The following is a 25,209-nucleotide window of genomic DNA, read 5'->3' as shown; positions in this document are numbered from 1 at the left end:
GAACCGATGACTGACCTGAAGCCGACGATCGACCTGAGGCCGATGGATGACCTGAAGCCGACGATCGACCTGAGGCCGATGGATGACCTGAAGCCGACTATCGACCTGAGGCCGATGGATGACCTGAAGCCGACTATCGGGCCGAGGCCGATAGCTGAGCTGATGCCGCTGATCGATCCCAAGCTGATGGTCGGGTGGGTTGATGGCTGACGGTGGGCCTTGTCATGCGGAGGCTTCGGTGGAGCTGGCTTTAGCGCGGAGGCAGCGTGGGAGGTGGTGATGGATTGGGAGCGGCAGTCGGGGTGGATGCTGTTCACTCGCGTCTGGGCGACCGGGAACGACGGGCAGGGCGTCGGCGGCGGGGTCGCGGCGCGGACTTCTGTCGGTGGCGTGGGGTTCACTGACGACATGGTCATCACGCACTGGGATCCGCCGCGCGAATGCACGGTGAAACACCTCGGCACCCTCGTCCGAGGGACCGGGACATTCGCGGTCCGGCCCGCTCCGGGTGGGAGCACGTTCGTCTGGTCGGAGGACGTGATTCCGCCGTTCGGCCGGCTGGGGCGGATCGCCTGGCCGCTGGTCCGGCCCGGGTTCGAGCTGATGATGCGGATCTCGTTCAAGCGGCTGACGAAGGAGCTCGCGCGATGACGGTGGCCGGGCCCGGACGGCCAACCACGCTGCGGCTGGGCGACCACGGCCCCGGAGTACGTCGAATATCACGACAACGAGTGGGGCCGGGAGATCCGTGACGACCACGGGTTGTTCGAGCGGATGACGCTGGAGGGGTTCCAGTCGGGCCTGTCCTGGATCACGATCCTGCGCAAACGGGAGAACTTCCGGAAGGCGTTCGACCAGTTCGACCCACACCTGATCGCGGCGTACGGCTCAGATGACTTCGACCGCCTGATGGCCGACGCGGGCATCGTCCGCAACCGCCTGAAGATCAACGCGACGATCACCAACGCCCGAGCACTGCTCGAGCTGGCCGACGGCGACCTGACCAACCTCCTCTGGTCCTTCCAGCCCGAATCCCGCCCGGCCCCGAAAACCCTCGGCGACGTCCCAGCGATCACCCCAGAATCAGCCGCGATGTCCAAAGCCCTGAAGAAAAAGGGCTTCGTCTTCGTAGGCCCCACCACCGCCTACGCCCTGATGCAGGCAACCGGCATAGTCAACGACCACCTCGCCGACTGCATAGCCCGCTAACTCGCCGCCGCATCAGAGCCGGCGGCCGGTACGCCGACAAGCTCCGTCGGCGGTGAGATCCAGCCGTTGGCGGCGCGGTCACGCGAGCGGCTCCTCCTGCCGCCCGCCTTATTGCGCGAGCGCTGCGGGCGGGCAGACCTCCACCCAGGCAGTGGCCCGGCGGTTCGGGGCTGGATCGGCGCGGCCACGCCGCGAGCAGGCGGCAGGTGGCCCGGGAGCTGGATCCCACTACCTGGCTGGAGACACGGCCGGGCTCCGCCCGCGATCGCCCGGCGACTCGGCGGACCCGCGATCGCCCGGCGACTCGGCGGACCCGCGATCGCCCGGCGACTCGGCGGACCCGCGATCGCCCGGCGACTCGGCGGACCCGCGATCGCCCGGGGGCGGGCAGGCCGCCGATCACCCGGTGGTGCCAACCGGCGATGGCTCGGTGGTGGGCGAACCGGCGATCATTCGGCGACCTGGCGGACCGCCGATCGCCCGGTGGCAGACAGACCGCGATTGCTCGCGACCTGGTGGCCCCGCGATCGCCCGCTGGTCGGGCTGCGCGCGGGTCTCGCCTTTGAGCCGCGACCTAGGAGCGGCGGCCTGGGGTGGGTGGGTTGGGAGCTGCGATGGGGCGTGGTACGCCGGGCGACGGTGGAGTTGTGGTGGGCGTAGTACGGGGATCTAGCTGCCGTGGAAGGTTGGTTTTTGTTTGGCTACGAAGGAGGCGACCGCGTTCTTGTGGTCGGCCGTGTCGCCGGTGAGGCGCATCTTGTCGGCCTCGAAGGCTAGGGACTCGGCCAGGGTGTGGGTGGCTGAGTAGGCGAGCGACTGGCGGACCGAGGCGTACGCGACGGTGGGGCCGTCGGCGAGTTTGGTGGCCAGGTCGGTCACCGCGGCGGTGAGGTCCGCGGCGGCCACGACGGTGGTCGCCAGGCCCAGCCCGAGAGCCTCCTCGGCCGGGATCGTGCGGGGGAAGTAGAGGAGTTCGGTCGCGCGGGCCTGGCCGATCAGGCGGGGGAGGGTCCACGAGATGCCCGTGTCGCAGGACAGCGCGATGCCGGTGAAGGCGAAGTTGAACCCTGCGGTGTCGGCAACGATCCGGAAGTCGCAGGCGAACGCCATCGACGCGCCGGCGCCGGCGGCGACACCGTTCAGCGCGGCGATGACCGGCTTCGGCATCTCCGCGAGAGCGAGGGCGATCGGCGCGTAATGGTCCGGCACCGTGCTCCACAACGCGGCGGTGTCGTTCGCCTCGAGCAGGCCGATGTGCTCCTTGAGGTCCTGTCCGACGCAGAACGCGCGTCCGGTCCCGGTCAGCACCACAACCCGTACTGCGGGGTCGTCAGCGGCCGCCTGGATGGTGTCCCGCAGCGCCACCTTGGTGGCGATGTCGAGCGAGTTCATCGCCTCGGGGCGGTTCAGGGTGATCGTGGCGATGCCCTCGGACACGTCGTACAGGACGGAGTCACTCATCGTGCCTAGCTCCCAACAGTCGGTGAGATTTTCAGTGAACGGTCAGGCAGTTGTCCACGAAACGCCCGGCCGCGTGGCCCAGCCGATTCGCGTGGAAATCGAAGAACGAGGCCGCCCGCGCACCGGCCCAGTCGTCGGGTAGCAGCTCGGCCGGCAGCCCCGGATCGAGGAAGAGGAATTTCCGCCACTCGTGCACCAGGCTGGACCGGATCGCGAACGCCTGCTCGTCGGTCGCCTCCGGCCCGGCACTCTCGGCCAGTGCCTTCGCCTCGTTCAGCCAGCTGTCGTACGAAGCGCCGAGTTCGTCGAGTTTCCAGACCCGCCGGGCGAACTCGACGGCGTCGTCGGCGATCGGTGCGGTGAACCGGTCCGCGGCGATCCCTTCGACGCCCAGAATCTGGTCGACCTCGGTGTCGTTGCGCAGTCCGACCCAGGCCGCGTCGGACAGCGGAGCCCAACCCAGGAAGGCGAGTTGGCTCGCCAGCTGCTCGCGGCGGCGGGCGTTCGGGACCTCGTGCAGGATGCTCAGGTGCCAGGCGCGATCCCACTCGCCACCGCCCTCGCCACCCGCCTCGGTCCGGTAGATCCGGGCCGCCGCGTCGTCGAGGCGGCGACGCGCCCGGGTGGTCAACGCGTACCCGGGCAGCCCGTCGATCCGGACCGGCTCCAGCCAGCCCTGCCGGACCATCCGGGAAACGGCGGTCCGGACGGCCGGTGGGTGGACTCCCAGCGGCGCGAGCAGCCGGACCAGGGCGGCCACCGGGGCGCGCGCACCACGCGCGCGCAGGTGGTCGCCGTACAGGTCGAAGAGAGCTGAACGGGCGTGCACGAGACCTGAGTCTGCCGTATGGTGCACGGCTCTGGCCTGACATCGGGGATAATGGGTCGCGATACACACTGCGATACGCGCCGACGGCGCATCACCGCACGGTGCCGGCAACGGTCCACCGTGTGGTGTCGTCGCTCAAGACCGAAGAGGGCAAGATCCATGAGGGAAGGGGTGCGCGCATGGCGGCGATGAAGCCGCGGACGGGCGATGGTCCGCTCGAGGTCACCAAGGAGGGCCGCGGGATCGTGATGCGGGTCCCGCTCGAGGGCGGCGGTCGGCTGGTCGTCGAACTGAACGCCGACGAGGCGACCGAGCTCGGGAACGCGCTGAAGGCCGTTGTCGGCTGAGCCGACTCTCCGGGGTGCAGCTGCACGAGCGCACCCGCGACAACTCCACGACCCCGGTGGGTGCTTTCGGGCACCGGCCGGGGTCGTTACGGTTGGCCCAGGTCGATGCAGTCCAAATTTGATCAAACAGTGAGGTCGTCGAAGTGGCTCGCCGAAGTGCACGCACCGTGTTCCCGACCCTGCCGGCCGTCGTCTGGCAGCCGGGTCTTCCTGTCCACGGTTCCCGCAGCTGGGTGATCGTGGTCGGCGAGTCGGGTCTGCCCGCCGCCGCGAAGGAGGCCGGGGAACGTCTCGGCGTCGACCTGGACCGGTTGCTGGAGGTCCAGGAGGAGGCCGGGTTCGGCCGGGCAGCCGGCAGCACGGCGGCGTACCCGCTGCTGACCGGTGAGGTGGCCGAGGTGCTGCTGGTCGGCGCCGGCGCGGGCACCCCGCGGGAGCTGCGACACGCCGGAGCCGCGATCGCGCGATTCGGCCGCGGCAAGGACGAACTCACCACTGTTGTTGCTGAAGGCATCGAGGACGCGGGGCTGCAGGCGTTCGCCGAGGGTGTCGTGCTCGGCTCGTTCAGCTTCCACCGCAAGACCGTCGACCTCGGTAAGCCGGTGGTCGGCCGGATCGAGCTGACCGACGGTTCCGACGAGGATCGGGATATCGCCGTCGAGCGCGGCCTGGTGGTCGGCCGGACCGGCTGGCTGGCGCGCGAGTTCGCCACCACCCCCTCCAACGAGAAGGACCCGGCCTGGATGGCCGCCCGCGCGACCGAGCTGGCCGGTCTCACCGGGCTGGAGGTGACGGTGTGGGACGAGAAGAGGCTGGCCGCTGACGGGTTCGGCGGCATCCTCGCCGTCGGCAAGGGGTCCACCCGCCCGCCGCGATTCATCCGCCTCGACTACACCCCGGTCGGCGCGACCAAGGACACGCCGTACGTCGTACTCGTCGGCAAGGGGATCACCTACGACACGGGCGGCCTGTCGCTGAAGCCGCGCGAGGGCATGGTGTCGATGAAGCGCGACATGACCGGCGGCGGTTCGGTGATCGCGACCATGTCGGCGCTGAAGGAGCTCGGCGCGAAGGTGCGGGTCACCGGGCTGATCTGCTCGGCCGAGAACATGCCGTCCGGTACGGCGTACCGGCCGGACGACGTGATCCGGCACTTCGGCGGTCGCACCACCGAGGTGAAGAACACCGACGCCGAAGGTCGCCTCGTGCTGGCCGACGGGCTCGCGTACGCCGTACAGGAGCTGAAGCCGGACGTCATCGTCGACATCGCCACCCTGACCGGCGCGATCAAGGTCTCCCTCGGCTCGATGCTGTACGGCGGGTTGTTCGCCACCGATGACGCGCTCGCGGACAACCTGGCCGACGCGGGCGAGGCGGCCGGCGAGCGACTCTGGCGGATGCCGCTGCCGGCCGAGTACGCCGACCTGATCTCGACCCCGATCGCGGACTCGGTGAACTCGTCGAAGGGACCGGGCTCGATCACGGCCGCGCTGTTCCTGAAGGCCTTCGCGGGCGACGTGCCGTGGGCGCACCTGGACCTGTCCAGCATCGCCGAGTCCCCGGCCGACGCCCTGGAGTACACCACCGGCGCGACCGGCGCCGGCGCCCGCCTCCTCACCACCTGGCTCACCAGCGACACCCCCACCGCTGGCATCGGCTGACCTGTACCGCCAACACTCAGCTTCCCGCGGTCGCCCGGCCTTCTCACGCTCAGCTCCGACGTGAGGACCTCCGATGTGCGGGTTTGGTGAGTGCTGGAAAGTCCGGGCTAGCTAAGTAGTGACTGGTAGAGCTTGACGGTCTGGTCGGCTACCGCGTCCCAGCCGAAGTCGGCGATGGCTCGTTCGCGGCCGGCCTTGCCCATCGCCTCGGCCTTGGCGGGGTCGGCGACGAGCTCGTTGATGCTCTCGGCGAGCTGGCGTTCGAAGGTGATGGTGTCGTTCTCGTCGTACGGGACGAGCGTGCCGGTGAGACCCGGTACGACGACGTCGGGGATGCCGCCGACCGCACTGGCCACGACGGCGGTCTCGCACGCCATCGCCTCCAGGTTGACGATGCCGAGCGGCTCGTAGACCGACGGGCAGACGAACGCGAGCGCGTGGGTCAGCACCTGGCGGACCTCTTCGCGCGGCAGCATCTCCGACACGACGAACACGCCGTCCCGCGAAGCGCGTAGCTCTTCGACCAGCGCGTCCGTCTCGGCTTTCAGCTCGGGCGTGTCGGCGGCGCCGGCGAGCAGGACGAGCTGGACCGACGGGTCCAGTTGCAGCCCGGCGCGGAGCAGATGCGGGACGCCCTTCTGCCGGGTGATCCGGCCGACGAACGTCACGTACGGCCGGTTCAGGTCGACGCCGAGCCGCTCGAGCACGTTCGTCGCGTGATCCGGGTGGTAGAAGTCCGCGTCGATGCCGTTGGTGATGATGTGCACCTTGGCGGGGTCGATCGCCGGGTAGCTGGCGAGGATGTCGTCGCGGGTGGCGTGGCTGACCGCGACGACGGCATCGGCTGCCTCGTACGCCGTACGCTCGGCCCAGCTCGACAGGCGGTAGCCGCCTCCCAGTTGCTCCGCCTTCCACGGCCGCAGCGGCTCCAGTGAGTGCGCGGTGACCACATGCGGTATGCCGTACAGGAGCTTGGCCCAGTGGCCGGCCATGTTCGCGTACCAGGTGTGGGAGTGGACGACCTCGGCCGACTCGACACCGGCGGTCATGGTGAGGTCGGTCGAGAGGATCCGCAATGCGGCATTCGCGTGCGGCATCCGCGGGTCGTCCTCGGAGTGGGCGATCGCGCCCAGGCGTGGTTCGCCCATGCAGTGCACTTCTACGTCGAGCAGCCGGCGCAACTCGCGAACCAGAAAGTCCACATGCACCCCCGCCCCGCCGTACACGTCCGGTGGGAACTCACGAGTCAAGATCGCGACCTTCATGCTCCCGACCATAAAGCATTCACAAAAGCAGTGGCTGGCCGCCGCGGGGCGGTAGAGGTGAGGGAAGGCGGGGTGTGTAAGGGCTGGCCGCCGCGAGGCGGTAGAGGTGAGGGAAGGCGGGGTGTGTAAGGGCTGGCCGCCGCGGGGCGGTAGAGGTGAGGGAAGGCGGGGTGTGTAAGGGCTGGCCGCCGCGGGGCGGTAGAGGTGAGGGAAGGCGGGGTGTGTAAGGGCTGGCCGCCGCGAGGCGGTAGAGGTGAGGGAAGGCGGGGTGTGTAAGGGCCGGCCGCCGCGGGGCGGCTGAGGTTAGGGAAGGCGAGGTGCGTGGGGGCGCTGGGCGAGCCTGCTGAGGTGGGGGGCTCGGCGGGGTCAGGAGACGTGGGTGGGGACCCAGAAGCGAAGTTTGCCGTGGCGTTCGTCTTCCAGTTCGCCGCCGGCGGACTCGATCACGCGGCGGGAGGGGAGGTTGTCGACGTCGCAGGTGACGAGGGCGGTGTCGATGCCGAGGCGGGCGGCCCATGTAAGGGACTCGGTCAGCATCCGGGTCGCGTAGCCCTTGCGCTGGGCGGAGGGGCGGACGTTGTAGCCGATGTGGCCGCCGAGTTCGTGCAGGACCGGGGTGAGGGTGTGCCGGATCGAGAGCCGGCCGAGCCACTGGTCGCCCTCGACGTACCAGAGCATCGTCTGATGCACGAGATCCGGCGGGATCTCCGTGTCCGGCCGCGCCTCGGCCTTGATCGCCTCGACCATCGCGGCGAACTCGCCCGGGTCCTCCAACTCCTGCCGGGTCCACTCCTGCCAGAGCCCGCGAGCACCCATCCAGCGCTCCTGCTCCGGCTCCAGTTCGTCCCAGGCTTCGAGGAAGGATCGGTGCACGGCAGCAGTGGGTTCGACGAGTCGGGGCATGGGCCTAGTGTCCGACACACGCAACCGTCTTATGCGACGGGGCATCGGCGGTTAAGGTGCGGACATGGCGAAGGCACCCAGAGTTCTCGGAATCGTGCTGGCCGGCGGCGAGGGGAAGCGGCTGATGCCGCTGACGGCGGACCGGGCCAAACCGGCTGTGCCGTTCGGCGGGAGTTATCGCCTGATCGACTTCGTGCTGTCCAACCTGGTCAACGCGGGCTACCGCAACCTGTGCGTACTGACGCAGTACAAGTCGCACTCGCTCGACCGGCACGTCACGGTCACCTGGCGGATGTCGACCCTGCTCGGCAACTTCGTCACCTGTGTGCCGGCCCAGCAGCGGCTCGGCCCGCAGTGGTACCAGGGCAGCGCGGACGCGATCTACCAGTCGATGAACCTGATCAACGACGCCAAGCCCGACATCATCGTGGTGTTCGGCGCGGACCACGTGTACCGGATGGACGCCTCCCTGATGGTCGCCGCGCACATCGAGCGCGGCAACGGGGTGACCGTGGCCGGCATCCGGGTGCCGCGGGCCGAGGCGTCGGAGTTCGGTGTGATCAAGACCGCCGACGACGGGTACGGGATCGCCGATTTCCTCGAGAAGCCCGCCGATCCGCCCGGACTGCCGGACTCGCCGGACGAGACGTTCGCGTCGATGGGCAACTACGTGTTCAGCGCCGACGTCCTGGTCGAGGCGCTCCGCAAGGACGCCGCGAACCCGGCCAGCAGGCACGACATGGGCGGCGACATCATCCCGATGCTGGTTGCCGAGGGCAAGGCCGGCGTCTACGACTTCAAGGACAGCGACGTACCGGGGGCCCTCGACCGGGATCGCTCGTACTGGCGCGACGTCGGTTCGCTCGACTCGTACCACGAGGCGCACATGGACCTGGTCTCGATCCAGCCCGTGTTCAACCTGTACAACTCCGACTGGCCGATCTTCACCTCGCACCCGCAGTTGCCCGGCGCCAAGTTCACCGACAACGCGACCGTCGGCGAGTCGATCGTCTGCGCCGGCTCCATCATCTCCGGCGCGACCGTGGACCATTCGGTGATCGGCGCCAACGTGATCGTGCTGGCGGGCGCCAAGATCGACCGGGCCGTGATCATGGACAACTGCAAGATCGGCGCGAACGTCGTCCTGAAGAACGTGATCCTGGACAAGAACATCGAGATCCCGGACGGTACCGAGATCGGCGTCGACCCGGACCTGGACCGCGAGCGCGGCTTCACCGTGTCCAAGGGCGGTGTCACGGTGCTCGGCAAGGGCCAGGTCATCAAACCGTGACGCTGGGGATCGGGCCCGAGCAGGCTGTCCCAGGCGTCGAGCCCGGGTCCGAAGCCGAGTCGTATGCGCTGGACAAAGCCGACCCTGGGCACCGGGAGCTGTTCGACATCCCGCCCGTCGCCGACGGCTACTACCCAGACGTCGCGTACTTCGCGGGCAACTCGCTCGGCCTCAGACCGAAGGCGACCCGCGCCGAGCTGCTCGAGGACCTCGACTCCTGGGCGGCACTAGGCGTCGAAGGACACGTCGAGGCGACGCGACCGTGGCTCCCGTACCACGAACTGCTCACCGGTTCGGCCGCGCGACTTGTCGGCGCGCTGCCCGGTGAGACCGTGGTGATGAACTCCCTGACCGTCAATCTGCACCTGCTGATGGTGTCGTTCTACCGCCCGGCCGCGGACCGGTTCCGGATCGTCATCGAGGACTCGGCCTTCCCGTCGGACAGCTACGCGGTCCGGTCGCAGGCCCGCTTCCACGGCTTCGATCCCGACGATGCCGTAGTACGGCTGAAACCCCGCGACGGCGAAGACTGCCTCCGTACTGCGGATGTCCTCGCGCAGCTGACTCCCGATGTGGCGCTGGTCCTGCTCGGCGGGGTCAACTACCTCACCGGCCAGCTGATGGACATCCCCACGATCACCACGGCCGGTCACGCCGCCGGGGCCGTCGTCGGATGGGATCTCGCGCACGCGGCCGGGAACGTGCCGTTGTCGCTGCACGACTGGGACGTGGACTTCGCGGCCTGGTGTTCGTACAAGTACCTGAACTCCGGGCCGGGTGCGCTCGCCGGAGCCTTCGTGCACGAGCGGCATCTCGGCGATCCGGCGCTGCAGCGCTTCGAGGGCTGGTGGAGCACCGAAGCGTCCACCCGGTTCGAGATGACGGCCGAGTCGCGGCCGCCCGCGTCCGCCGATGCCTGGCAGGTGTCGAATCCGCCGATCTTCTCGATGAGCCCGGTGCGGACGTCGCTGGAGCTGTTCGACAAGGTCGGCATCGGCGTACTGCGTGAGCGCAGCCTCCGGCTGACTGCGTACCTGGAAAGGCTGCTCGCCGACGTCACGCCCGGCCGGCCGCTCCAGGTGATCACCCCGACCGACCCGGCTGAGCGCGGGGCCCAGCTCTCGCTGCGGATCGGCGGCGACCGTACGGCGGGGGAGCTCGCCAAGGCGCTCCGATTCGGGTTCGGTGTGATTGCCGACGCGCGCGAGCCCGACGTGCTGCGGCTTGCGCCGGTCCCGCTTTATTCGCTGTACCACGACTGCTGGCGCGCCGCTCGAGCGCTGGCCGAGGTAGTTCCGGAGAGTGCATGAAAGAACGTGTAGCCATTGTCGGAGCTGGGCTGACCGGGTCTTTGCTGGCCTGTTTCCTGGCGCGGCGGGGTTTGCCGGTGACGTTGTACGAACGGCGCCCGGATCCGCGGGTGGCGCAGGTGGAGCGCGGCCGGTCGATCAACCTGGCGATCTCGGAGCGGGGCCTCGACGCGCTGCGCCGGATCGGGCTGGTCGACGAGGTGATGCGCGACGCGCTGCCGATGAAGGGCCGGATGATCCACCCGGTGGAGGGTCCGCTCGACTTCCAGAAGTACAGCGCGACGCAGGACCGGGCGATCAACTCGATCAGTCGCGGTGCGCTCAACAACGCCTTGCTGGATGCGGCCGCCGCCGCGCCCGGGGTGGAGATCCGGTTCGAGCATCGGCTGGTGGAGCTCGACTCCCAGGCCGGGTCGATGATCTTCGCGACGCCCGAGGGCAAGGTGGAGGCGCAGGCGGACGTAGTACTGGGTGCTGATGGGGCCGGGTCGGCGGTGCGCGGGCAGTTGCTCGCCGAGGGCGCGGTGACCGAGGACGTCGACTTCCTGGACTACGGGTACAAGGAGCTGAGCATCCCGGCGGTGGACGGCGAGTTCGCGCTCGACCCGGGTGCGCTGCACATCTGGCCGCGCGGTACGTCGATGATGATCGCGCTGCCGAACCCGGATCGGTCCTTCACCTGCACGCTGTTCTGGCCGACGGGGTCGTTCGACGCGCTGGCCGACGCCGGCGCGATCGAGGCACACTTCCGTTCGCAGTACCCGGATTTGTTGCCGTCGGCCCCTTCGTTGGTCGCCGACTATCAGTACAATCCGGTCGGCGTGCTCGGCACCGTGCACACGTCGCCGTGGCAGGCACACGGCCGTACTGCGTTGATCGGCGACGCCGCGCACGCGATCGTGCCGTTCTACGGGCAGGGCGCGAACTGTGCGTTCGAGGACGTGGTCGAGCTGGATCGCTGCCTGGACGACACGGCCGGGACGTGGGCGCGGGCGCTGCCGCTGTTCGAGCACCGCCGCCGGGAGAACACCGAAGCGATCGCGGAGATGGCGCTGGCGAACTTCGTCGAGATGCGCGACAAGGTGGCGTCACCGGTCTTCCGCCTCGGCAAACGCATCGAGCACGCCCTGGAGCGCGCACTCCCAGGCCACTACGTCTCCCGCTACGAAATGGTCTCCTTCTCCACCACCCCGTACGCCGAGGTCCGCACCCGAGTCCACCGCCAACACCAGGTCCTCGCCGCGACCGTACTCCTCGGAGCCGCCGTCCTCGGCATCGCCGCCCGAATCGCACGGGCCTCCGGCTCGTCGACCGCGCGCTCCTCCCGCCGCACTCGGAGGCCTCGATGACTTCGCTCTGGCGGCCCGAACTGCTCACCGGCAAAGGTGGTGAGCCAGGGCTGTTGCGGAACTTTGTGGGTGGAGAGTTTGTTGCCAGCAGCAGCACCTTCGCCAAGCTGAGTCCGGTGACGGGGGAGAAGATCTTCGACGTCTCGGAGGCCGACGAGGCGACCGTGGATGCAGCGGTGAGTGCCGCCCGCGCTGCTCTGAACGGCCCGTGGGGCAGGATGAGCGAGCAGGAACGAGCCGTCGTACTCCGTCGTGTCGCCGACGAACTCGAGCGCCGTTTCGACGACCTGATCGCGGCCGAGGTCGGCGATACAGGCAAGTCGATCAGCCAAGCTCGAACCCTCGACATTCCACGCGGTGCCGCGAACTTCCGTGCGTTCGCCGACTTCGCCACCACCACGCCGACCGAGTCGTACACGACCGTCCTCCCCGACGGACGCCGCGCGCTCAACTACGCAGTACGCAAACCGGCCGGCGTAGTCGCGATCATCGTGCCCTGGAACCTGCCGCTCCTGCTGCTCACCTGGAAGGTCGCCCCGGCGCTTGCCTGCGGCAACGCTGTCGTGGTGAAGCCCTCCGAGGAGACCCCGGCCTCGGCGACCGTACTCGCCGAGGTGATGGCCGCGGCCGGCGTACCGGATGGTGTCTTCAACCTCGTGCACGGCTTCGGCCCGTCATCGGCGGGGGAGTTCCTCACCAAGCACCCGGGCGTCGACGCGATCACCTTCACCGGCGAATCCTCCACCGGCAGCGCGATCGCCAAGGCCGCGGCCGACGGGGTCAAGGCCGTCTCCTTCGAGCTCGGCGGCAAGAACGCCGGCCTCGTCTTCGCCGATGCCGACCTGGACGCGGCTGTGGAGGGTTCGGTCCGCTCGGTCTTCACCAACGGCGGCCAGGTCTGCCTCTGCACGGAACGGCTGTATGTCGAACGGCCCGTGTACGACGAGTTCTGCGAACGCCTGGCCAAGCGTGCCGGTGAACTGACCTTCGGCTGGCCCGCTGACGAGGCCACGATGAACATGCCGCTGATCTCCAAACAGCACCGCGACAAGGTCCTCGGGTACTACGACCTCGCGCGCTCCGAGGGCGCCACGGTGCTCGTGGGCGGCGGCGTACCGTCGTTCGGCGATGCCCGCGACGGTGGTTGCTATGTGCAACCGACGGTCGTCACCGGGCTACCCGCCGACGCGCGCACCAACACCGAGGAGATCTTCGGCCCGATCTGCCACATCGCCCCCTTCGACGCCGAGGACGAGGCATTCGCGCTGGCCAACAACAGCCGCTACGGCCTCGCCGCAACGGTCTGGACCCGCGACGTCGGCCGCGCCCACCGCGCCGGCGCGGCCCTCGACGTCGGCATCGTCTGGGTCAACACCTGGTTCCTCCGCGACCTCCGCACGCCCTTCGGCGGCACCAAGCTCTCCGGCCTCGGCCGCGAGGGCGGCACCCACTCCCTCCACTTCTACTCCGAACTCACCAACGTCTGCGTGGAGCTCTCATGAGCGGCAAGCTGGTGGCGGGGAAGGCGCAGCCGCGGGGAAAGTTTCCGCATGTGAAGGTGGCGGGCGGGTTCGCGTACGTGTCGGGGACGTCGAGCCGGCGGGCGGACAACACGATCGCGGGTGCGTCCGTGGACGAGTTCGGGACCACCACGCTGGACATCAGGGAGCAGACGCGGGCGGTGATCGAGAACATCCGGGACATCCTCGCGGCGGTCGGCGCGGGCCTGGACGATGTGGTCAGCCTGACGTCGTACCTGGTCAGCATGAACGACTTCGGGGGGTACAACGAGGTGTACGCGGAGTACTTCGACGAGACAGGCCCGGCTCGTACGACGGTCGCCGTGCACCAGCTGCCGCATCCGCAACTGCTGATAGAGATCCAGGCGGTCGCAGTACTGCCGCCCACTTCAACGGAGAGGTGAGCCCGATGGTCAACCTGGAGTCGACGAATTTCCCGAACTGGATCGAGGAGAACAAGCACCTGCTGAAGCCGCCGGTCGGCAACAAGCAGATGTTCCCGACCGGGGACGACTTCATCACGATGGTGGTCGGCGGGCCGAACTCCCGCAACGACTTCCACGTCGACCCGTACGAAGAGTTCTTCTACCAGATCAAGGGCACCATGCACGTCGACGTGATGACCGACGACGGGCCGGCCCGGGTGGACATCAACGAGGGCGAGATGTGGGTGCTGCCGCGGAACATGCCGCATTCGCCGCAGCGCGACGCGGATTCGATCGGCCTGGTGATGGAGCGCGTCCGCGAGCAGGGCACGCTGGAGAAGTTCCGCTGGTACTGCGCGAACTGCGACGGCATCGTGCACGAGGTCGAGCTGCAGGTGAACGACATAGTCGAGGACCTCCCACCGGTTTTCAAGGCCTTCTACGAGAGCGAAGATGCCAGAACCTGCCCGACCTGCGGCACCCTTCACCCGGGCAAGGCCGGATGACCCAGTACTGCGTACCTGCGGTCTGCCGGCGTGAGACGCCCGGCTCCCCGCCGTACGCCGGTCGGCGGCTCGGGTGACCGGGCCGATTGTCGACGTACACACTCACCTCGTCCCTAAGGGATGGCCCGACCTCGCGGCGGCTTGTGGTGGGGACGGCTGGCCGTGGCTGCGGATCGACTCCGAGCGCGCCGCGATGATCATGGTCGGCGAGACCGAGTTCCGCCCGATCGGCCCGCAGACGTGGGATCCGGTGGTCCGGCGCGAGGATATGGATGCCGACGGCATCGATCTCCAGGTCGTCTCGCCGACGCCGGTGTTCTTCGCCTACGACCGGCCTGCCGACCAGGCGGTCAAGGTGGCAAGGATCTTCAACGATCTCACCCTGGAGACGCTTGCCGGGGACAACAGGCTGATCCCTTTCTGTCAGGTGCCGTTGCAGGACCCGGACGCGGCCTGCGCCGAGCTCGACCGCTGCCTCGCGGCCGGGCATGTAGGTGTCGAGATCGGCAACCATGTCGGCGATCGCGACCTCGACGATGCCGGGATCGTTGCCTTCCTCAAGCACTGTGCCGAGGTCGGCGCCCCGGTTCTGGTGCATCCGTGGGACATGCCGGGCGGGCCGCGGCTGGATCGCTGGATGGCGCGCTGGCTGACCGGGATGCCGGGCGAGACGCACCTCTCGATACTCGCGATGATCCTCGGTGGCGCGTTCGATCAGCTGCCCGAGTCGCTACGGATCTGTTTCGCCCACGGTGGCGGGAGTTTCGCGTTCTGGCTGGGCCGGGTGGAGAACGCCTGGCAGCGCCGCGGTGACGTCGTACGGGGCCGGTCGTTGCATCCGCCAAGCACTTATCTTGACCGGTTCTTCGTGGATACAGTGGTGTTCGAGACCGCGGCGTTGCGGTTGCTGGTCGATACGCTTGGAGAAGACCAACTGATTCTCGGCAGTGATTACCCGTATCCGCTGGGCGAGCGGCCGGTCGGCGAGGTGGTTCGGAAGGCCGGCTTCCTGTCCGGCGGGCAGCAGCAGAAACTGCTGTCCGCGAACGCACTGCGTTACCTGGGGAGGTCCTGACCTCTCCGTTAGTGCCCCGTGTCGAAAGTTCCGCTGCGCTAGCGGTGCCCAGGCACGCACCTCGACACCGCTATCGCTGACGGAACTTTCGACACGGGGCACTAGGAGGTCTGGATGAGCGAGGACCGTTCCGTTCTGACCCGTGCGGCGCGCGAGCCCGACGAGCTGCTCCGGTACGGCGAGCACGCGGACCAGGTGATGGACGTCTGGCACGCCAAGGACTATCGGCCGCTGGTGGTGTTCATCCACGGCGGGTTCTGGCGGCCGGAGTACGACCGGACCCACGCCCGGCCGCTCGGCGAGGCGCTCGCGGACGAGGGCTGGCCGGTGGCCTCGCTGGAGTACAGGCGGGAGCCAGGGCAGCCGGATCTGACCACGGCCGACGTACGCACTGCCCTGGATCGGTTACCGGACCTGATGGACGTGCATGCCGGGTTCCTGCTGATCGGGCATTCGGCGGGCGGGCACCTGGCGTTGTGGGCGGCCGCCACTCTCAACCCGGTGCGTCTGCGGGGGACGCTCGCGCTGGCCCCGGTGGCGGATCTGCTGCTGGCGGATCAGCTGGGGCTGGACGACGGCGCAGTACAGGACTTCGTCGGTAGCGGCGTCCGCAACGATCTCGACCCGGTGCGTCTGCCGGCGCCGATCATGCCGGTGGCGATCGTGCACGGGACCGCGGACACGCGGGTGCCGGTCTCGGTCGCGGAGTCATACTTCACCGCGCATCCGACGGCCAGGCTGGTGCTCGTGAAGGGAGCCGGGCATTACGAGGTGATCGACCCGCTGGCCGATGCGTGGCACCAGGTGACGGCGGAGCTGACGAGGTTCTCCGGGTGAGCGTGTCCCACCGGGCGCAGCAGCTGGGACGGCCCGGGCCGGATGTCTATGCCGTGATGGCCGCGGATCCGTGGTCGGCGGACAACCCGGACGGCTACATCGACCTCGGTACCGCGGAGAACCGGCTCGTCTTCGACCTCCTCGAACCACGGCTCACAGCGCCTCGGCGGGTGACGGCCGAGGACACGCAGTACCAGGAGCTGGCCGGGTCGCTGCCGTTTCGGGTGGAGCTCGCCCGGTTTCTGACGGGCCTGCAGGGCGTTGAGGTTGATGCGGGGGAGCTGGTGGTGCTGGCGGGCGTCGGGCCGGTCCTGGAGGCGCTCGCATATGCCTTGTGCGACCCCGGGGAGGCGATCGTCGTGCCGGCTCCGTACTTCCCGGGTGTGGATGGCGCATTCGGTGGAAGGGCCGGCGTACGGGTGATTCCCGCACAGCCTGGTCCGGACTTCGTATTGAGCGCGGAGGCAGTAGACGCCGCGATCACCGAGGCACTCGATCGTGGTGAGCGACCGCGGGCCGTGTGCCTGCTGTCGCCCGGCAACCCGCTTGGCCTGGTGTACGACGCCGGCACCTTGCAGGCCCTCGCGGATGTGGCGGCGCGGCACAACCTGCACTTGATCGTCGACGAGATCTACGCCGGATCGGTCCATGACGGATCCTTCGTCAGCGCGTCCCGGCTGAAGTTCCCGGCCGACCGGCTCCACCTCGCGTGGGGATTCGCCAAGGACTTCGGCCTCAGCGGCTACAAGGTCGGCGTACTGCAAACGCGCAATCCCGACGTCCGCACGATCGCGGAACGACTCGGCCGCTTCGCCACCCCATCAAGCGACACCCAGGTGCTCCTCCGGGACCTCCTGGCCGACACTGCCTGGACCGACGCCTTCCTGACCGAATCCCGGTCCCGCCTGGCAACGGCGTACCGGCGTACGACAGAAGCCCTGGACGCGGCCGGCCTCAGCTATCTCCCCGCCACCGCCGGCCTCTTCCTCTACCTCGACCTCCGCCAGTTCCTCCCCGAACCAACCTTCGAAGCCGAGTCCACCCTCGCCACCCGCATCTTCACCGACGCCCGCCTCCACCTCCCCGCGGGCGCCACCTTCCACACCCCCACCCCCGGCTACTACCGCCTCTGCTTCACAACCACCCCAGCCGTCCCCACCGCCATCACCCGCCTGACCCACCTACTGACGAGCTAGCCCTATCTAGGGAAGCGTTCAGCGGCTAGGGGAGAGAGGGCGCGCGACGCCAGCGGGCCGCCCGGCCGGTGCCTTCGGGTGCCAGCACTCCCTCCGACTTGAGTTGGTCGAGAACCAGCCGGATCGTCTGGTCGCTGACTCCCGGCAGAGCGGTTCGGACATCGGCGAGCTTGAAGATCGGAGCCGCGTGCTTGAGGACGTGGGTGCGGACTCTGGCTTGCTTGTTGTTGCCAGATCGATCGGCCGCCGCCTTACGGGCGAAGGTCTCGTACGCCGAGGCGAGGGTCGCGACGAAGTACCCGAGCCATGGCCAGGGGTCGGCGGCATCCTGGTGCCAGTCGTGAGTGGAGCGCAGCAGCGTGTCGTAGTACTGGTCCGCGCTGTCGGCGATCGACTGCTCGAGCGACACCCACCTGCAGACCTCGTAGCCGGCGTCGACGAGCAGGCCGTTGGTCAGGGCCCTGGCGACTCGGCCGTTGCCGTCGGCGAAGGGGTGGATGACCAGGAGATCCAGAACAGCCAGCCCGACCAGGAGGATCGGGTGATGCTTGGCGGCAGCCTGCGCCGACCGATACCGGGCGAGAAGATCAGCCAGGTAGCTCTCGGTCTTCGCTGCCGGAACCGGCTTGAACCTGACCGTGACCGTGCCGTCGGGTGAGCGGTCCACCACAAGGTTGTCATCGGTTTTGAGGTGTCCGCCGTCCAGTGCTGTCTCGGACCACAGCAATCGATGGAGGTGCAACACCAGCCCGACGTTGAGCGGCCGCCAGTCCTCCTGAAAGAGATAGTCGAGGGTCTTCCGGTAGCCGGCCAACTCCTGCTCACTGCGGGTCCGGAGAACGCCGGCATCACCATCGATGATCCGCCGCGCTCGCTGCGGGTCGGCGACGATGACCCCTTCGATTGCCGAGGACGCGATAATGCTCTCGACCCGGGCCCGGCTGGCGAGCTCGGTGAGTAGAGCCGGTAGTTGATGGCGGTAGAGCGCCTCGCTGCCGCGCCCGGTGTCGATGTCGCGTAGCCGCATGACGACCTGGGCGGGCACCTGACCGATCAGTCGATCCAGGTCGGCGAAGGACCGCATCTCAAACCCCCTAAAAAATCAACAATCATACTAATCGATGATCGAATTAGCGCCATTGTTGGTTTTTTTAGGTAGTTCTACCACGTTCCAGCTACACCCCGTAGCTCTCGGGTTCGTTGAGTGACGGGGAGGGCGGAGGTCTACGGGAAGCGTTTGGCGGCGGCTAGGAGGCCGTCGGAGACGGGGAGTAGGGCGGAGACGAGGTCGTCGTCGTCGCGGATGGCGCGGATGACGTCGCGGACGGCGGTGGTGTCCGGGTCCCGGTGGGCCGGGTCGGCGACGCGGCCGTGCGCGAGGGTGCTGGCGAAGGCGACGACGCCGCCGGGGCGGAGCAGGCGCAGGGCCTCGTGCAGGTACGCCGTGTTCTCGCGCTTGTCGGCGTCGCAGAAGACCAGGTCGTAGTGGCCGTCGGTCAGCCGCGTGACCACGTCGAGCGCGGAGCCGGCGATCAGCCGGAAGCGGTTGGACGGTACGCCGGCGTCGAGGAAGGTCTTGCGGGCCAGGCGCTGGTTCTCCGCGTCGATGTCGACCGTCGTCAGGGTGCCGTCGGTGCGCATCCCGCGGAGCAGGGCCAGCCCGGAGACGCCGGTCCCGGTGCCGATCTCGACCACGGCCTTGGCGCCGACCGCCGCCGCGAGCAGGCTCAGCGCGGAGGCCGCGCCGGGACCGATCGGGGACACGCCGCTGTACTCAGCGCTCGCCCGTGCACCGGTGACGACCTCGTTCTCACCGGTGTAGTCCTCGGCGTAGGCCCAGGACGTGGGGTCGATGCCCGTGGCGATGATGCCCTCCCTGATCGGTGTCGCTGCTGACCCGAAGCCTAGCGTCCCCGGGTCCCGTTTCTGCGTCTCCCGCGCGAGCACTGCGCACTCTTGCTCGTAACTTCTGGCCCTGAGCAGATATGATCTACCTGAGCACGCAGAAAGGAGCCGCCGGGCAGCCTCAGGGCCACCCGGCGGATCAACGGAAAGAAGCGAGACAGGGAGGTGCGGGGTGTCAGGACCGGATGACGTCGATCCCGGCTTCCTTGAAGACGGCCAGCTGGGACTCGTCGGCCTGGGCATCGGTGACGAGCGTGTCGATCTCGCTCAGCTCGCAGATCCGGGCGAAGGCGCGCTGGCCGAGTTTGGACGAGTCGGCCACCACGACCACCTTGGCGGCCCGGCTGACGATCAGCTGGTTGATGTTGGCCTCACCCTCGTGATGGGCGGTGGCGCCGGTCTCGTCGATCCCGTCGACGCCGATGAAGGCGATGTCCAGCGACAGGTCGACCAGGATCCGGTGCGACAGCGGGCCGATCATCTCGTACGACTGCGGCCGGGCGACGCCGCCGGTGAGCACCATCTTGACGTGCGGCCGGACGATCAGCTCGTTGGCGATGTTCAGCGCGTTGGTGACGAGGGTGAAGGCGGGCTCGCCGTGCTCGGCGGACAGCTCCGGCCGGGTCGCCAGCGTCCGCGCCACCTCGGAGATCGTGGTGCCGCCGTTCATGCCGATCACCATGCCGCGCCGGACCAGGGTGGCCGCGGCCTGCGCGATCCGCTGCTTCTCGGAGGCGAAACGCGCAGTCTTGTAGCGCAACGGCAGGTCGTACGAGACCGCGTTGGCGACGGCGCCGCCGCGGGTCCGGGTGAGAAGTTGCTGCTTGCCCAGGTGGTCGAGGTCCCGCCGGATCGTCGCCGCCGACACATGCAACTGCTCGGCGAGCTCGTCGACATCGATGGCGCCCTTTTCCGCAAGCGACTCGAGCAACGTGTTCAGCCGTTCATAACGCTTCAACCGGGGCTCCTCCTACAGAAGATCACACCGCACACAATCGGTCAGCCGGACGGCTGCCGGTTGGCACCATTCGATCACGTTCGAGCAGTTTCGACCATTACAAGTCCGGAGACGACATGACCGACACGCCCGTTTTGAGTGATACGTCCTTCGTGAGCACTGAGATCGCCACTCAGCCGGACCTTTGGCGGCAGGTCGCGGCCGGTTTCGCGCAGTACGGTGGCGCACTGCCCGAGCCTGGGCAACGCGTTGCAGCCGTCGGCTGCGGCACCTCGTGGTTCATGGCGATGGCGTACGCCGCGCTGCGCGAGGACCTCGGCCAGGGTGAGACCGACGCGTTCGCCGGGTCGGAGTTCCCGGCCGGACGCAAGTACGACGCCGTCGTGGTGATCAGCCGCTCGGGTACGACGACCGAGGTGCTCGACCTGGTCCGCAACACCGACCTGCCGACGATCGCGATCACCGCGACCCCGGATTCGCCGATCGTGGAGCTGGCGGATCACACGATCATGCTCGACTTCGCCGACGAGCAGTCCGTAGTACAGACCAGGTTCGCGACCACCACCCTCGCGTTGCTGCGCGCCTCGCTCGGGGAGGACCTCACGCACGCCGCGGCGGATGCCGAGAAGGCGCTGACGATCGATGTCGACGAGTTGGCGAAGCTGGAGCAGCTCACCTACCTGGGCACTCGCTGGACCATCGGGCTCGCGCACGAGGCCGGCCTGAAGCAGCGTGAAGCGGCGTCGGCGTGGACCGAGGCGTACCCGGCGATGGACTACCGGCACGGCCCGATCGCGATTGCCGAGCCCGGCCGTGGGGTGTGGATCTTCGGCGAAGCCCCGGAGGGTCTGCTCGACGACGTCCGCGCCACCGGCGCCACGATCGTGCACCACCCGGACCTCGACCCGATGGCGTCCCTGGTGGTCGCCCAGCGGGTCGCCGTAGCCAAGTCGCTCGCGCTCGGCCTCAACCCGGACCAGCCCCGCAGCCTGAGCCGCTCGGTCATCCTCGGCTGACGACTACTGGTCTCCTGGCGCTCACAGTCGAGCAGCGGTGACAGGAGATACCAGTGCCCACCCCAGGCGGCTGTAGAGAGCTAGGCCGTCAGCTGTAGCGACCAGTACTCCGGTACGGGCGCCGCTGTGGCTGGCCGCCTGGCTGAGCGCGCGCATGACGGTGGTGCCGAGCCCCCGGCGTCGGTGGCCGGGTTCGGTGACCACCTGGTCGATCACGGCGTACTCCCCGGCGAGGCCCGCCCTGCCGCGCGCGGCAGGCTCACCTTGGCTGCTGACGACCACGTCGAGGACGCTGCCGACCCGCGTCAACTGGAGTTCGTACTCCGGCCGGTGACGCGGCGGCTCCGCTGTCAGCTGCGCGCTCATCAGGTACTCCAGCGCCTGCACCTGCCAGCGCTCGTCGAGCACGGGCGCGGGGCCGCAGATCTTCATCCACGTACCGGGGGTCGTCAGGCGAGCCGCCAGCGCCGGCGAGTGAGCTGGGAGTACATAGCGCGCGACGTGGCCTGGCAAGCCGACGTCGATGCGATAGCCGTCGGCTACCTCCACTGGTGCAGCTGTTCCCCGGGCTATGGCCCAGCCCTCCGCCCAGGCTTTAACCAGCATGTGCCACCCTCCTCTTGTTGTAGCTGGAGGCGTAGCCGACGGCTGAGGCCGCGAGCAGACCTGCGGCGATCAGCAGGAGCGCAGTGTGGGTGCCTACAAGCGGCACCACAAGCCCTGCTGTCGCTTGGCCGAGGGCTGCCGCGCCCACTCGGAGGCTGGCCGCAGTTGTGCTCACCCGGCCTTGCAGTTCCAACGGGCTGTACACCTGACGAGCAGCAAACATCGCTGGGAGCATCGGCCCTTCCAGGAGGCCGGTAGCCGCAGCCAGCACCAGCAGTACGGCAAAGCTGCCCGCCAGTGGCCAAGCGGTGAAGGCCAGCCCGTAAGCGGCCACCGACAGCATGACGACGTGCTCCGGGCGCCAGCGGGTCTGGAAGTTGCCCAAGAGAAGGGCTGTAGTGACACTGCCCAACTCCAACACCGCCCACAGGTAGCCTGCCGCCGATCGGGGCATGCCGAGCGACGCCATGTGTAGCGGCAGGGTGATCAGGAGCATCCCGGTAAGACCCATGAGCAAAGTCGTGGTCACTGTTGACGCCCGCAGGCGCGGAGTACGGGCCAGGTGAGCCAAGCCGGCTACTGCTGAACCCAGGAAGGACTCTTGGCTTCCGTGAACTGCCGGGAGTGCGGGCAGGCGGGTGATGGCCAGGATGCTGAGAGCCGCCGTCACGGCGATCACCAGTGCGGCCGCCTCCACCGACACCGCTGCGGTGATCGTGGCGGCCGCTGCCGGGCCGGTGATCGTGGCTACGCCGAAGCTGGCTGCCTCCAGTGAGTTGGCCCGGGGGAGAAGCTCCGACGGCACCAGGCTCGGCAGCATGCTGGTGAAGCCGCCACTGACCAGCGGCAGCGTCGTACCGGCGACTGCCGCGAGCACCGGTGTCACCCAGTGAGCGCTATGCCCGACCACGGCGAGCATGGAGACCATCACCGCACCTAGGACAGCCTGGTTCAGAGCCAACGCAGTACGCCGGTACTGCGTCCTGTCGAGCCATGCGCCGAGCAGTGGGCCGGTCACGATTGCCGGCAGTGCGTAGGCAGCCCCGGTCACACCGGCCAGCGCCGCGCTGTCCGTGCGCTCCAGGACGAGCAGGACGAGCGTGAAGGCGACCATCTCGTCCCCGAGCCGCGCGAGCGTCGCGGCGGTCAGGTAGCGGGCCGGCATCAGAACTCCTCTGTAACGCATATTTGGCAGTTACGCGTTACGTTAACAGAGGCGTTACGCTCGGTCGAGTGGAGAGTCTGACGACCCCGGACCGGATGATCCGGATCGCCGTGGACCTGGTGAACACCAAGTCCCTCGATCCGGAGGCGCTGACGTCGCCGGCCGACCTGGAGCGATTCCTGGCCGACCACGGCGAGCCGTCGGTGACGGTCGACGAGCGCGATCTGATGGCCGTGAAGGCGGTCCGTGAACGCCTCCGCCCGGTCTTCCATGCCGAGCCACGCGAGGCGGCCGGCATCCTCAACGACCTGCTCGCCGACTACGCCGTACGGCCCTATCTGTCGGATCACGACGAGTCGCCGTGGCACCTGCATGTGGCCAAGCCCGGGGCGACCTGGGCCGAGTGGATGGCCGCCGGAGCCGCGCTCGGTCTCGCGGGGTTCGCCGCCGGCCATGGGTTCGAGGCGATAGACAGCTGCGCGGCTCCCGACTGCGAGCGGGTCTTCGTCAACGCCGCCGAACGTCGCCCGCGCCGGTTCTGTACTCCGACCTGCTCGAGCCGCACCCGGGTCGCGTCGTACCGGGCTAGGCAAATTCTCAGTAAGGAGAACTAGGATCCTCGGACAGACCCGGGGAACACCTGGGCGGAGGAGGGACGCGCGTGAGTCACACCGTGGTGGCCGAGCTGGTGGCCAACGTCCAGAAGATCACCGCCAAGGCCGGCGACATCGTGGGCCCGGAGGACACCCTCGTCATCCTCGAGTCGATGAAGATGGAGATCCCGGTCCTCGCCGAGGTGGCCGGCACCATCACCGAGATGAAGGTCGCCGAGGGCGAGGTCGTCCGCGACGGCGACCCCATCGCCGTGATCGAAGAGAACTAGCGGTGGCTCTCCACGAGACACACCGCTGGCGTTCAACCAGAATGCCCGCTCATACGTCTTGTACTACGAGAGCGACCACCGCGCCGGGGAACTTCCCGGTCGCGGGGCCCGTTGACTCGTCGTACTGGCATCCCAGGGTCGAACCAGGGTGTACCCGACGTGCGAAGAGGACGGTGAACGCGGCACCATGGTGTTCTCACTCGTTGCCGAGCGGACCCAGGGAGGCGTTGTCGTGAAGCCGATCGACACCTCCGTGGCGCCCGCTCCCCAGGCCCCGCGCCTTCAGCCGGAAGCTCAGCAGCCGGAGGCCGAGGCGCTGCCGTCCTGGGACGAGATCGTCCGCGCCCACTCCGCCCGCGTGTACCGGCTGGCCTACCGCCTGACCGGCAACAAGCACGACGCCGAGGACCTGACCCAGGAAGTGTTCGTCCGGGTCTTCCGCTCGCTGTCGTCGTACACGCCGGGCACCTTCGAGGGCTGGCTCTACCGGATCACCACCAACCTCTTCCTGGACGGCGCCCGCCGCCGGCAGCGGATCCGCTTCGACGGGCTGCCCGACGACGCGCACGACCGGCTGCCCGCGAAGGGATCTGGCCCGGCCGAGAAGCTGGACCAGGACCTGTTCGACCATGATGTGCAGGGAGCACTGGACGCGCTGCCGGAGGACTTCCGTGCGGCCGTGGTGCTCTGCGACATCGAGGGCATGACGTACGACGAGATCGCCGATGTGCTGGACGTGAAGCTGGGGACCGTCCGGAGCCGGATCCACCGGGGCCGCTCGATGCTGCGCAAGCACCTCGAGCACCGCGCGCCCCGGGAGGGTCAGACCCGTGTCAGTGGTCCGTCCGCGGACGGACCGTCCCTTGCCGGAGGTGACGACCGGTGACACTGCAACATCCCCTGGACAAGCTGAGCGCCGTCGTCGACGGCGAACTGGACCACGACTCGCGCGACAAGGTTCTGAGTCACCTGGTCAGCTGCGAGACGTGCCGCGGCGAGGTGGACGCCCAGCGCCGGCTCAAGGCCCGGCTGGCCGCTGCCGATCCGATCGAGCCGCCCAGCGACCTGATGCAGCGCCTGATGGGCGTGCCTTCGTTCTCGACCGAGCCGCGCGAAGAGGTGCGTCCGGTGCTGACTCCGGTCGTCTCCCTGTTCCCGCAGCGCTCGGCGTTCCCGGCTGCCCGGACCGGCGCCACTCGGCCGGCTTCCCGTGTCAGCCGCACCCGTCGGCGTACGGGCGTGCTGGGTGCAGCCGGCTCTGCTGCCGCAGTCGCTTCACTGCTCGGTACTGCGTTCGTCCTGGGCGACCCGGCGCGGACAGAGCAGCCGCCGGTGCTGCAGCCGCCCGTAGCGAGCTTCTCGGCCGACCACGCCGCCGCCACCAACGGGACGCCGTTCACCGATCCGGTCGCCATGCTGAACTCCTTCAACGGGGCGGGATACGCGGGGTTGAGCCCCACGCTCCAGCCGGTGGCCCTCACGGGGCGCTGAG

General features: G+C 68.6%; 27 protein-coding genes and 1 pseudogene. 19 read left to right on the top strand and 9 right to left on the bottom strand.

Going from position 1 to position 25,209, the window contains the following annotated elements:
* Positions 1 to 6: 6 nt before the first annotated feature.
* The 3 genes and pseudogenes from F1D05_RS11815 to F1D05_RS11805 form a co-directional block, all read left to right on the top strand.
* The gene (locus F1D05_RS11815; RefSeq protein ID WP_185447596.1) at positions 7 to 210 is read left to right on the top strand and encodes a hypothetical protein; all 204 of its coding nucleotides are present in this window, start codon (positions 7 to 9) and stop codon (positions 208 to 210) included.
* A 9-nt stretch (positions 211 to 219) separates the two neighbouring features.
* Complete coding sequence (locus F1D05_RS11810) at positions 220 to 651, top strand: SRPBCC family protein (protein WP_281388937.1); 432 nt, start codon at positions 220 to 222, stop codon at positions 649 to 651.
* 39 nt (positions 652 to 690) lie between these two features.
* Positions 691 to 1,209: pseudogene (locus F1D05_RS11805) on the top strand (DNA-3-methyladenine glycosylase I); the annotation flags it as partial.
* A gap of 669 nt (positions 1,210 to 1,878) precedes the next feature.
* On the opposite strand, the gene F1D05_RS11800 reads toward F1D05_RS11805, so the two are convergent.
* Both F1D05_RS11800 and F1D05_RS11795 read right to left on the bottom strand, forming a co-directional pair.
* Entirely contained in the window at positions 1,879 to 2,670 is a 792-nt protein-coding gene (locus F1D05_RS11800; RefSeq protein WP_185447594.1) for an enoyl-CoA hydratase/isomerase family protein, read from the bottom strand.
* A 31-nt stretch (positions 2,671 to 2,701) separates the two neighbouring features.
* Positions 2,702 to 3,499 carry a PaaX family transcriptional regulator gene (locus F1D05_RS11795; RefSeq protein WP_185447593.1) on the bottom strand — a complete coding sequence of 266 codons (798 nt, stop codon included), beginning with the start codon at positions 3,497 to 3,499 and terminating at the stop codon, positions 2,702 to 2,704.
* A gap of 179 nt (positions 3,500 to 3,678) precedes the next feature.
* Here F1D05_RS11795 and F1D05_RS11790 point away from each other — a divergent pair, with 179 nt between their 5' ends.
* Together F1D05_RS11790 and F1D05_RS11785 are read left to right on the top strand one after the other, a co-directional pair.
* A complete protein-coding gene (locus F1D05_RS11790) occupies positions 3,679 to 3,846 on the top strand; it encodes a DUF3117 domain-containing protein (protein ID WP_012923066.1) in 168 nt (55 codons plus the stop codon).
* Positions 3,847 to 3,989: 143 nt separating this feature from the next.
* Entirely contained in the window at positions 3,990 to 5,507 is a 1,518-nt protein-coding gene (locus F1D05_RS11785; RefSeq protein ID WP_185447592.1) for a leucyl aminopeptidase family protein, read from the top strand.
* A 107-nt stretch (positions 5,508 to 5,614) separates the two neighbouring features.
* On the opposite strand, the gene glgA is transcribed toward F1D05_RS11785, so the two are convergent.
* Positions 5,615 to 6,772, bottom strand: coding sequence for a glycogen synthase (glgA, locus tag F1D05_RS11780; protein WP_185447591.1), 1,158 nt, complete (start codon positions 6,770 to 6,772; stop codon positions 5,615 to 5,617).
* Between the two features lie 366 nt (positions 6,773 to 7,138).
* Positions 7,139 to 7,675 carry a GNAT family N-acetyltransferase gene (locus tag F1D05_RS11775; RefSeq protein ID WP_185447590.1) on the bottom strand — a complete coding sequence of 179 codons (537 nt, stop codon included), beginning with the start codon at positions 7,673 to 7,675 and terminating at the stop codon, positions 7,139 to 7,141.
* Between the two features lie 64 nt (positions 7,676 to 7,739).
* Between F1D05_RS11775 and glgC the strand changes: the two genes are divergently transcribed.
* The 9 genes from glgC to F1D05_RS11730 all read left to right on the top strand — a co-directional run bounded on the left by glgC (position 7,740) and on the right by F1D05_RS11730 (position 17,184).
* Positions 7,740 to 8,966, top strand: coding sequence for a glucose-1-phosphate adenylyltransferase (glgC, locus tag F1D05_RS11770; protein ID WP_185447588.1), 1,227 nt, complete (start codon positions 7,740 to 7,742; stop codon positions 8,964 to 8,966).
* Positions 8,963 to 10,276 (top strand): kynureninase, encoded by a 1,314-nt coding sequence (gene kynU, locus F1D05_RS11765; RefSeq protein WP_246486612.1) that lies wholly within the window; start codon positions 8,963 to 8,965, stop codon positions 10,274 to 10,276. The genes glgC and kynU overlap by 4 nt, the downstream gene beginning before the upstream one ends.
* On the top strand, positions 10,273 to 11,625 hold the full coding sequence (locus F1D05_RS11760; RefSeq protein WP_185447586.1) for an FAD-dependent oxidoreductase: 1,353 nt from the start codon (positions 10,273 to 10,275) through the stop codon (positions 11,623 to 11,625). Before kynU ends, F1D05_RS11760 begins: the two co-directional genes overlap by 4 nt.
* A complete protein-coding gene (locus F1D05_RS11755; RefSeq protein WP_185447584.1) occupies positions 11,622 to 13,127 on the top strand; it encodes a 2-hydroxymuconic semialdehyde dehydrogenase in 1,506 nt (501 codons plus the stop codon). The genes F1D05_RS11760 and F1D05_RS11755 overlap by 4 nt, the downstream gene beginning before the upstream one ends.
* Positions 13,124 to 13,549 (top strand): RidA family protein, encoded by a 426-nt coding sequence (locus F1D05_RS11750; protein WP_185447582.1) that lies wholly within the window; start codon positions 13,124 to 13,126, stop codon positions 13,547 to 13,549. The genes F1D05_RS11755 and F1D05_RS11750 overlap by 4 nt, the downstream gene beginning before the upstream one ends.
* A 5-nt stretch (positions 13,550 to 13,554) precedes the next feature.
* Positions 13,555 to 14,076: a 3-hydroxyanthranilate 3,4-dioxygenase gene (locus F1D05_RS11745; RefSeq protein WP_185447580.1), complete on the top strand. Its 522-nt coding sequence runs from the start codon at positions 13,555 to 13,557 to the stop codon at positions 14,074 to 14,076.
* A 73-nt stretch (positions 14,077 to 14,149) separates the two neighbouring features.
* Entirely contained in the window at positions 14,150 to 15,151 is a 1,002-nt protein-coding gene (locus tag F1D05_RS11740; protein WP_185447578.1) for an amidohydrolase family protein, read from the top strand.
* 114 nt (positions 15,152 to 15,265) lie between these two features.
* Positions 15,266 to 15,988: an alpha/beta hydrolase family protein gene (locus F1D05_RS11735; protein WP_185447576.1), complete on the top strand. Its 723-nt coding sequence runs from the start codon at positions 15,266 to 15,268 to the stop codon at positions 15,986 to 15,988.
* On the top strand, positions 15,985 to 17,184 hold the full coding sequence (locus tag F1D05_RS11730) for an aminotransferase class I/II-fold pyridoxal phosphate-dependent enzyme (protein WP_185447574.1): 1,200 nt from the start codon (positions 15,985 to 15,987) through the stop codon (positions 17,182 to 17,184). The genes F1D05_RS11735 and F1D05_RS11730 overlap by 4 nt, the downstream gene beginning before the upstream one ends.
* A 25-nt stretch (positions 17,185 to 17,209) precedes the next feature.
* On the opposite strand, the gene F1D05_RS11725 is transcribed toward F1D05_RS11730, so the two are convergent.
* The 3 genes from F1D05_RS11725 to F1D05_RS11715 all read right to left on the bottom strand — a co-directional run bounded on the left by F1D05_RS11725 (position 17,210) and on the right by F1D05_RS11715 (position 20,047).
* Positions 17,210 to 18,268 carry a Fic family protein gene (locus tag F1D05_RS11725; RefSeq protein WP_185447573.1) on the bottom strand — a complete coding sequence of 353 codons (1,059 nt, stop codon included), beginning with the start codon at positions 18,266 to 18,268 and terminating at the stop codon, positions 17,210 to 17,212.
* A gap of 140 nt (positions 18,269 to 18,408) precedes the next feature.
* On the bottom strand, positions 18,409 to 19,038 hold the full coding sequence (locus tag F1D05_RS11720) for an O-methyltransferase (protein WP_185449117.1): 630 nt from the start codon (positions 19,036 to 19,038) through the stop codon (positions 18,409 to 18,411).
* Positions 19,039 to 19,264: 226 nt separating this feature from the next.
* A complete protein-coding gene (locus F1D05_RS11715; RefSeq protein WP_185447572.1) occupies positions 19,265 to 20,047 on the bottom strand; it encodes a DeoR/GlpR family DNA-binding transcription regulator in 783 nt (260 codons plus the stop codon).
* Between the two features lie 152 nt (positions 20,048 to 20,199).
* Between F1D05_RS11715 and F1D05_RS11710 the strand changes: the two genes are divergently transcribed.
* On the top strand, positions 20,200 to 21,063 hold the full coding sequence (locus F1D05_RS11710; protein ID WP_246486611.1) for an SIS domain-containing protein: 864 nt from the start codon (positions 20,200 to 20,202) through the stop codon (positions 21,061 to 21,063).
* A gap of 21 nt (positions 21,064 to 21,084) precedes the next feature.
* On the opposite strand, the gene F1D05_RS11705 is transcribed toward F1D05_RS11710, so the two are convergent.
* Both F1D05_RS11705 and F1D05_RS11700 read right to left on the bottom strand, forming a co-directional pair.
* Positions 21,085 to 21,669: a GNAT family N-acetyltransferase gene (locus F1D05_RS11705; RefSeq protein WP_185447570.1), complete on the bottom strand. Its 585-nt coding sequence runs from the start codon at positions 21,667 to 21,669 to the stop codon at positions 21,085 to 21,087.
* Positions 21,659 to 22,834, bottom strand: a complete 1,176-nt coding sequence (locus tag F1D05_RS11700; protein WP_185447569.1) for an MFS transporter — start codon at positions 22,832 to 22,834, stop codon at positions 21,659 to 21,661. The genes F1D05_RS11705 and F1D05_RS11700 overlap by 11 nt, the downstream gene beginning before the upstream one ends.
* Before the next feature lie 68 nt (positions 22,835 to 22,902).
* On the opposite strand from F1D05_RS11700, the gene F1D05_RS11695 reads away from it, so the two are divergent.
* The 4 genes from F1D05_RS11695 (at position 22,903) to F1D05_RS11680 (ending at position 25,208) form a co-directional block, all read left to right on the top strand.
* Positions 22,903 to 23,448: a CGNR zinc finger domain-containing protein gene (locus tag F1D05_RS11695; protein WP_185447568.1), complete on the top strand. Its 546-nt coding sequence runs from the start codon at positions 22,903 to 22,905 to the stop codon at positions 23,446 to 23,448.
* 47 nt (positions 23,449 to 23,495) lie between these two features.
* Complete coding sequence (locus F1D05_RS11690) at positions 23,496 to 23,717, top strand: biotin/lipoyl-binding carrier protein (RefSeq protein ID WP_185447567.1); 222 nt, start codon at positions 23,496 to 23,498, stop codon at positions 23,715 to 23,717.
* 187 nt (positions 23,718 to 23,904) lie between these two features.
* Positions 23,905 to 24,603: an RNA polymerase sigma factor SigE gene (gene sigE, locus F1D05_RS11685; RefSeq protein WP_185447566.1), complete on the top strand. Its 699-nt coding sequence runs from the start codon at positions 23,905 to 23,907 to the stop codon at positions 24,601 to 24,603.
* On the top strand, positions 24,600 to 25,208 hold the full coding sequence (locus tag F1D05_RS11680; RefSeq protein ID WP_185447565.1) for an anti-sigma factor family protein: 609 nt from the start codon (positions 24,600 to 24,602) through the stop codon (positions 25,206 to 25,208). Before sigE ends, F1D05_RS11680 begins: the two co-directional genes overlap by 4 nt.
* Position 25,209: the final 1 nt, after the last annotated feature.

Source organism: Kribbella qitaiheensis, from assembly GCF_014217565.1.
Taxonomy (GTDB): domain Bacteria; phylum Actinomycetota; class Actinomycetes; order Propionibacteriales; family Kribbellaceae; genus Kribbella; species Kribbella qitaiheensis_A.
Note: the sequence above shows the minus strand (reverse complement) of the source record. Positions and strands in the feature narration are given on the sequence as shown.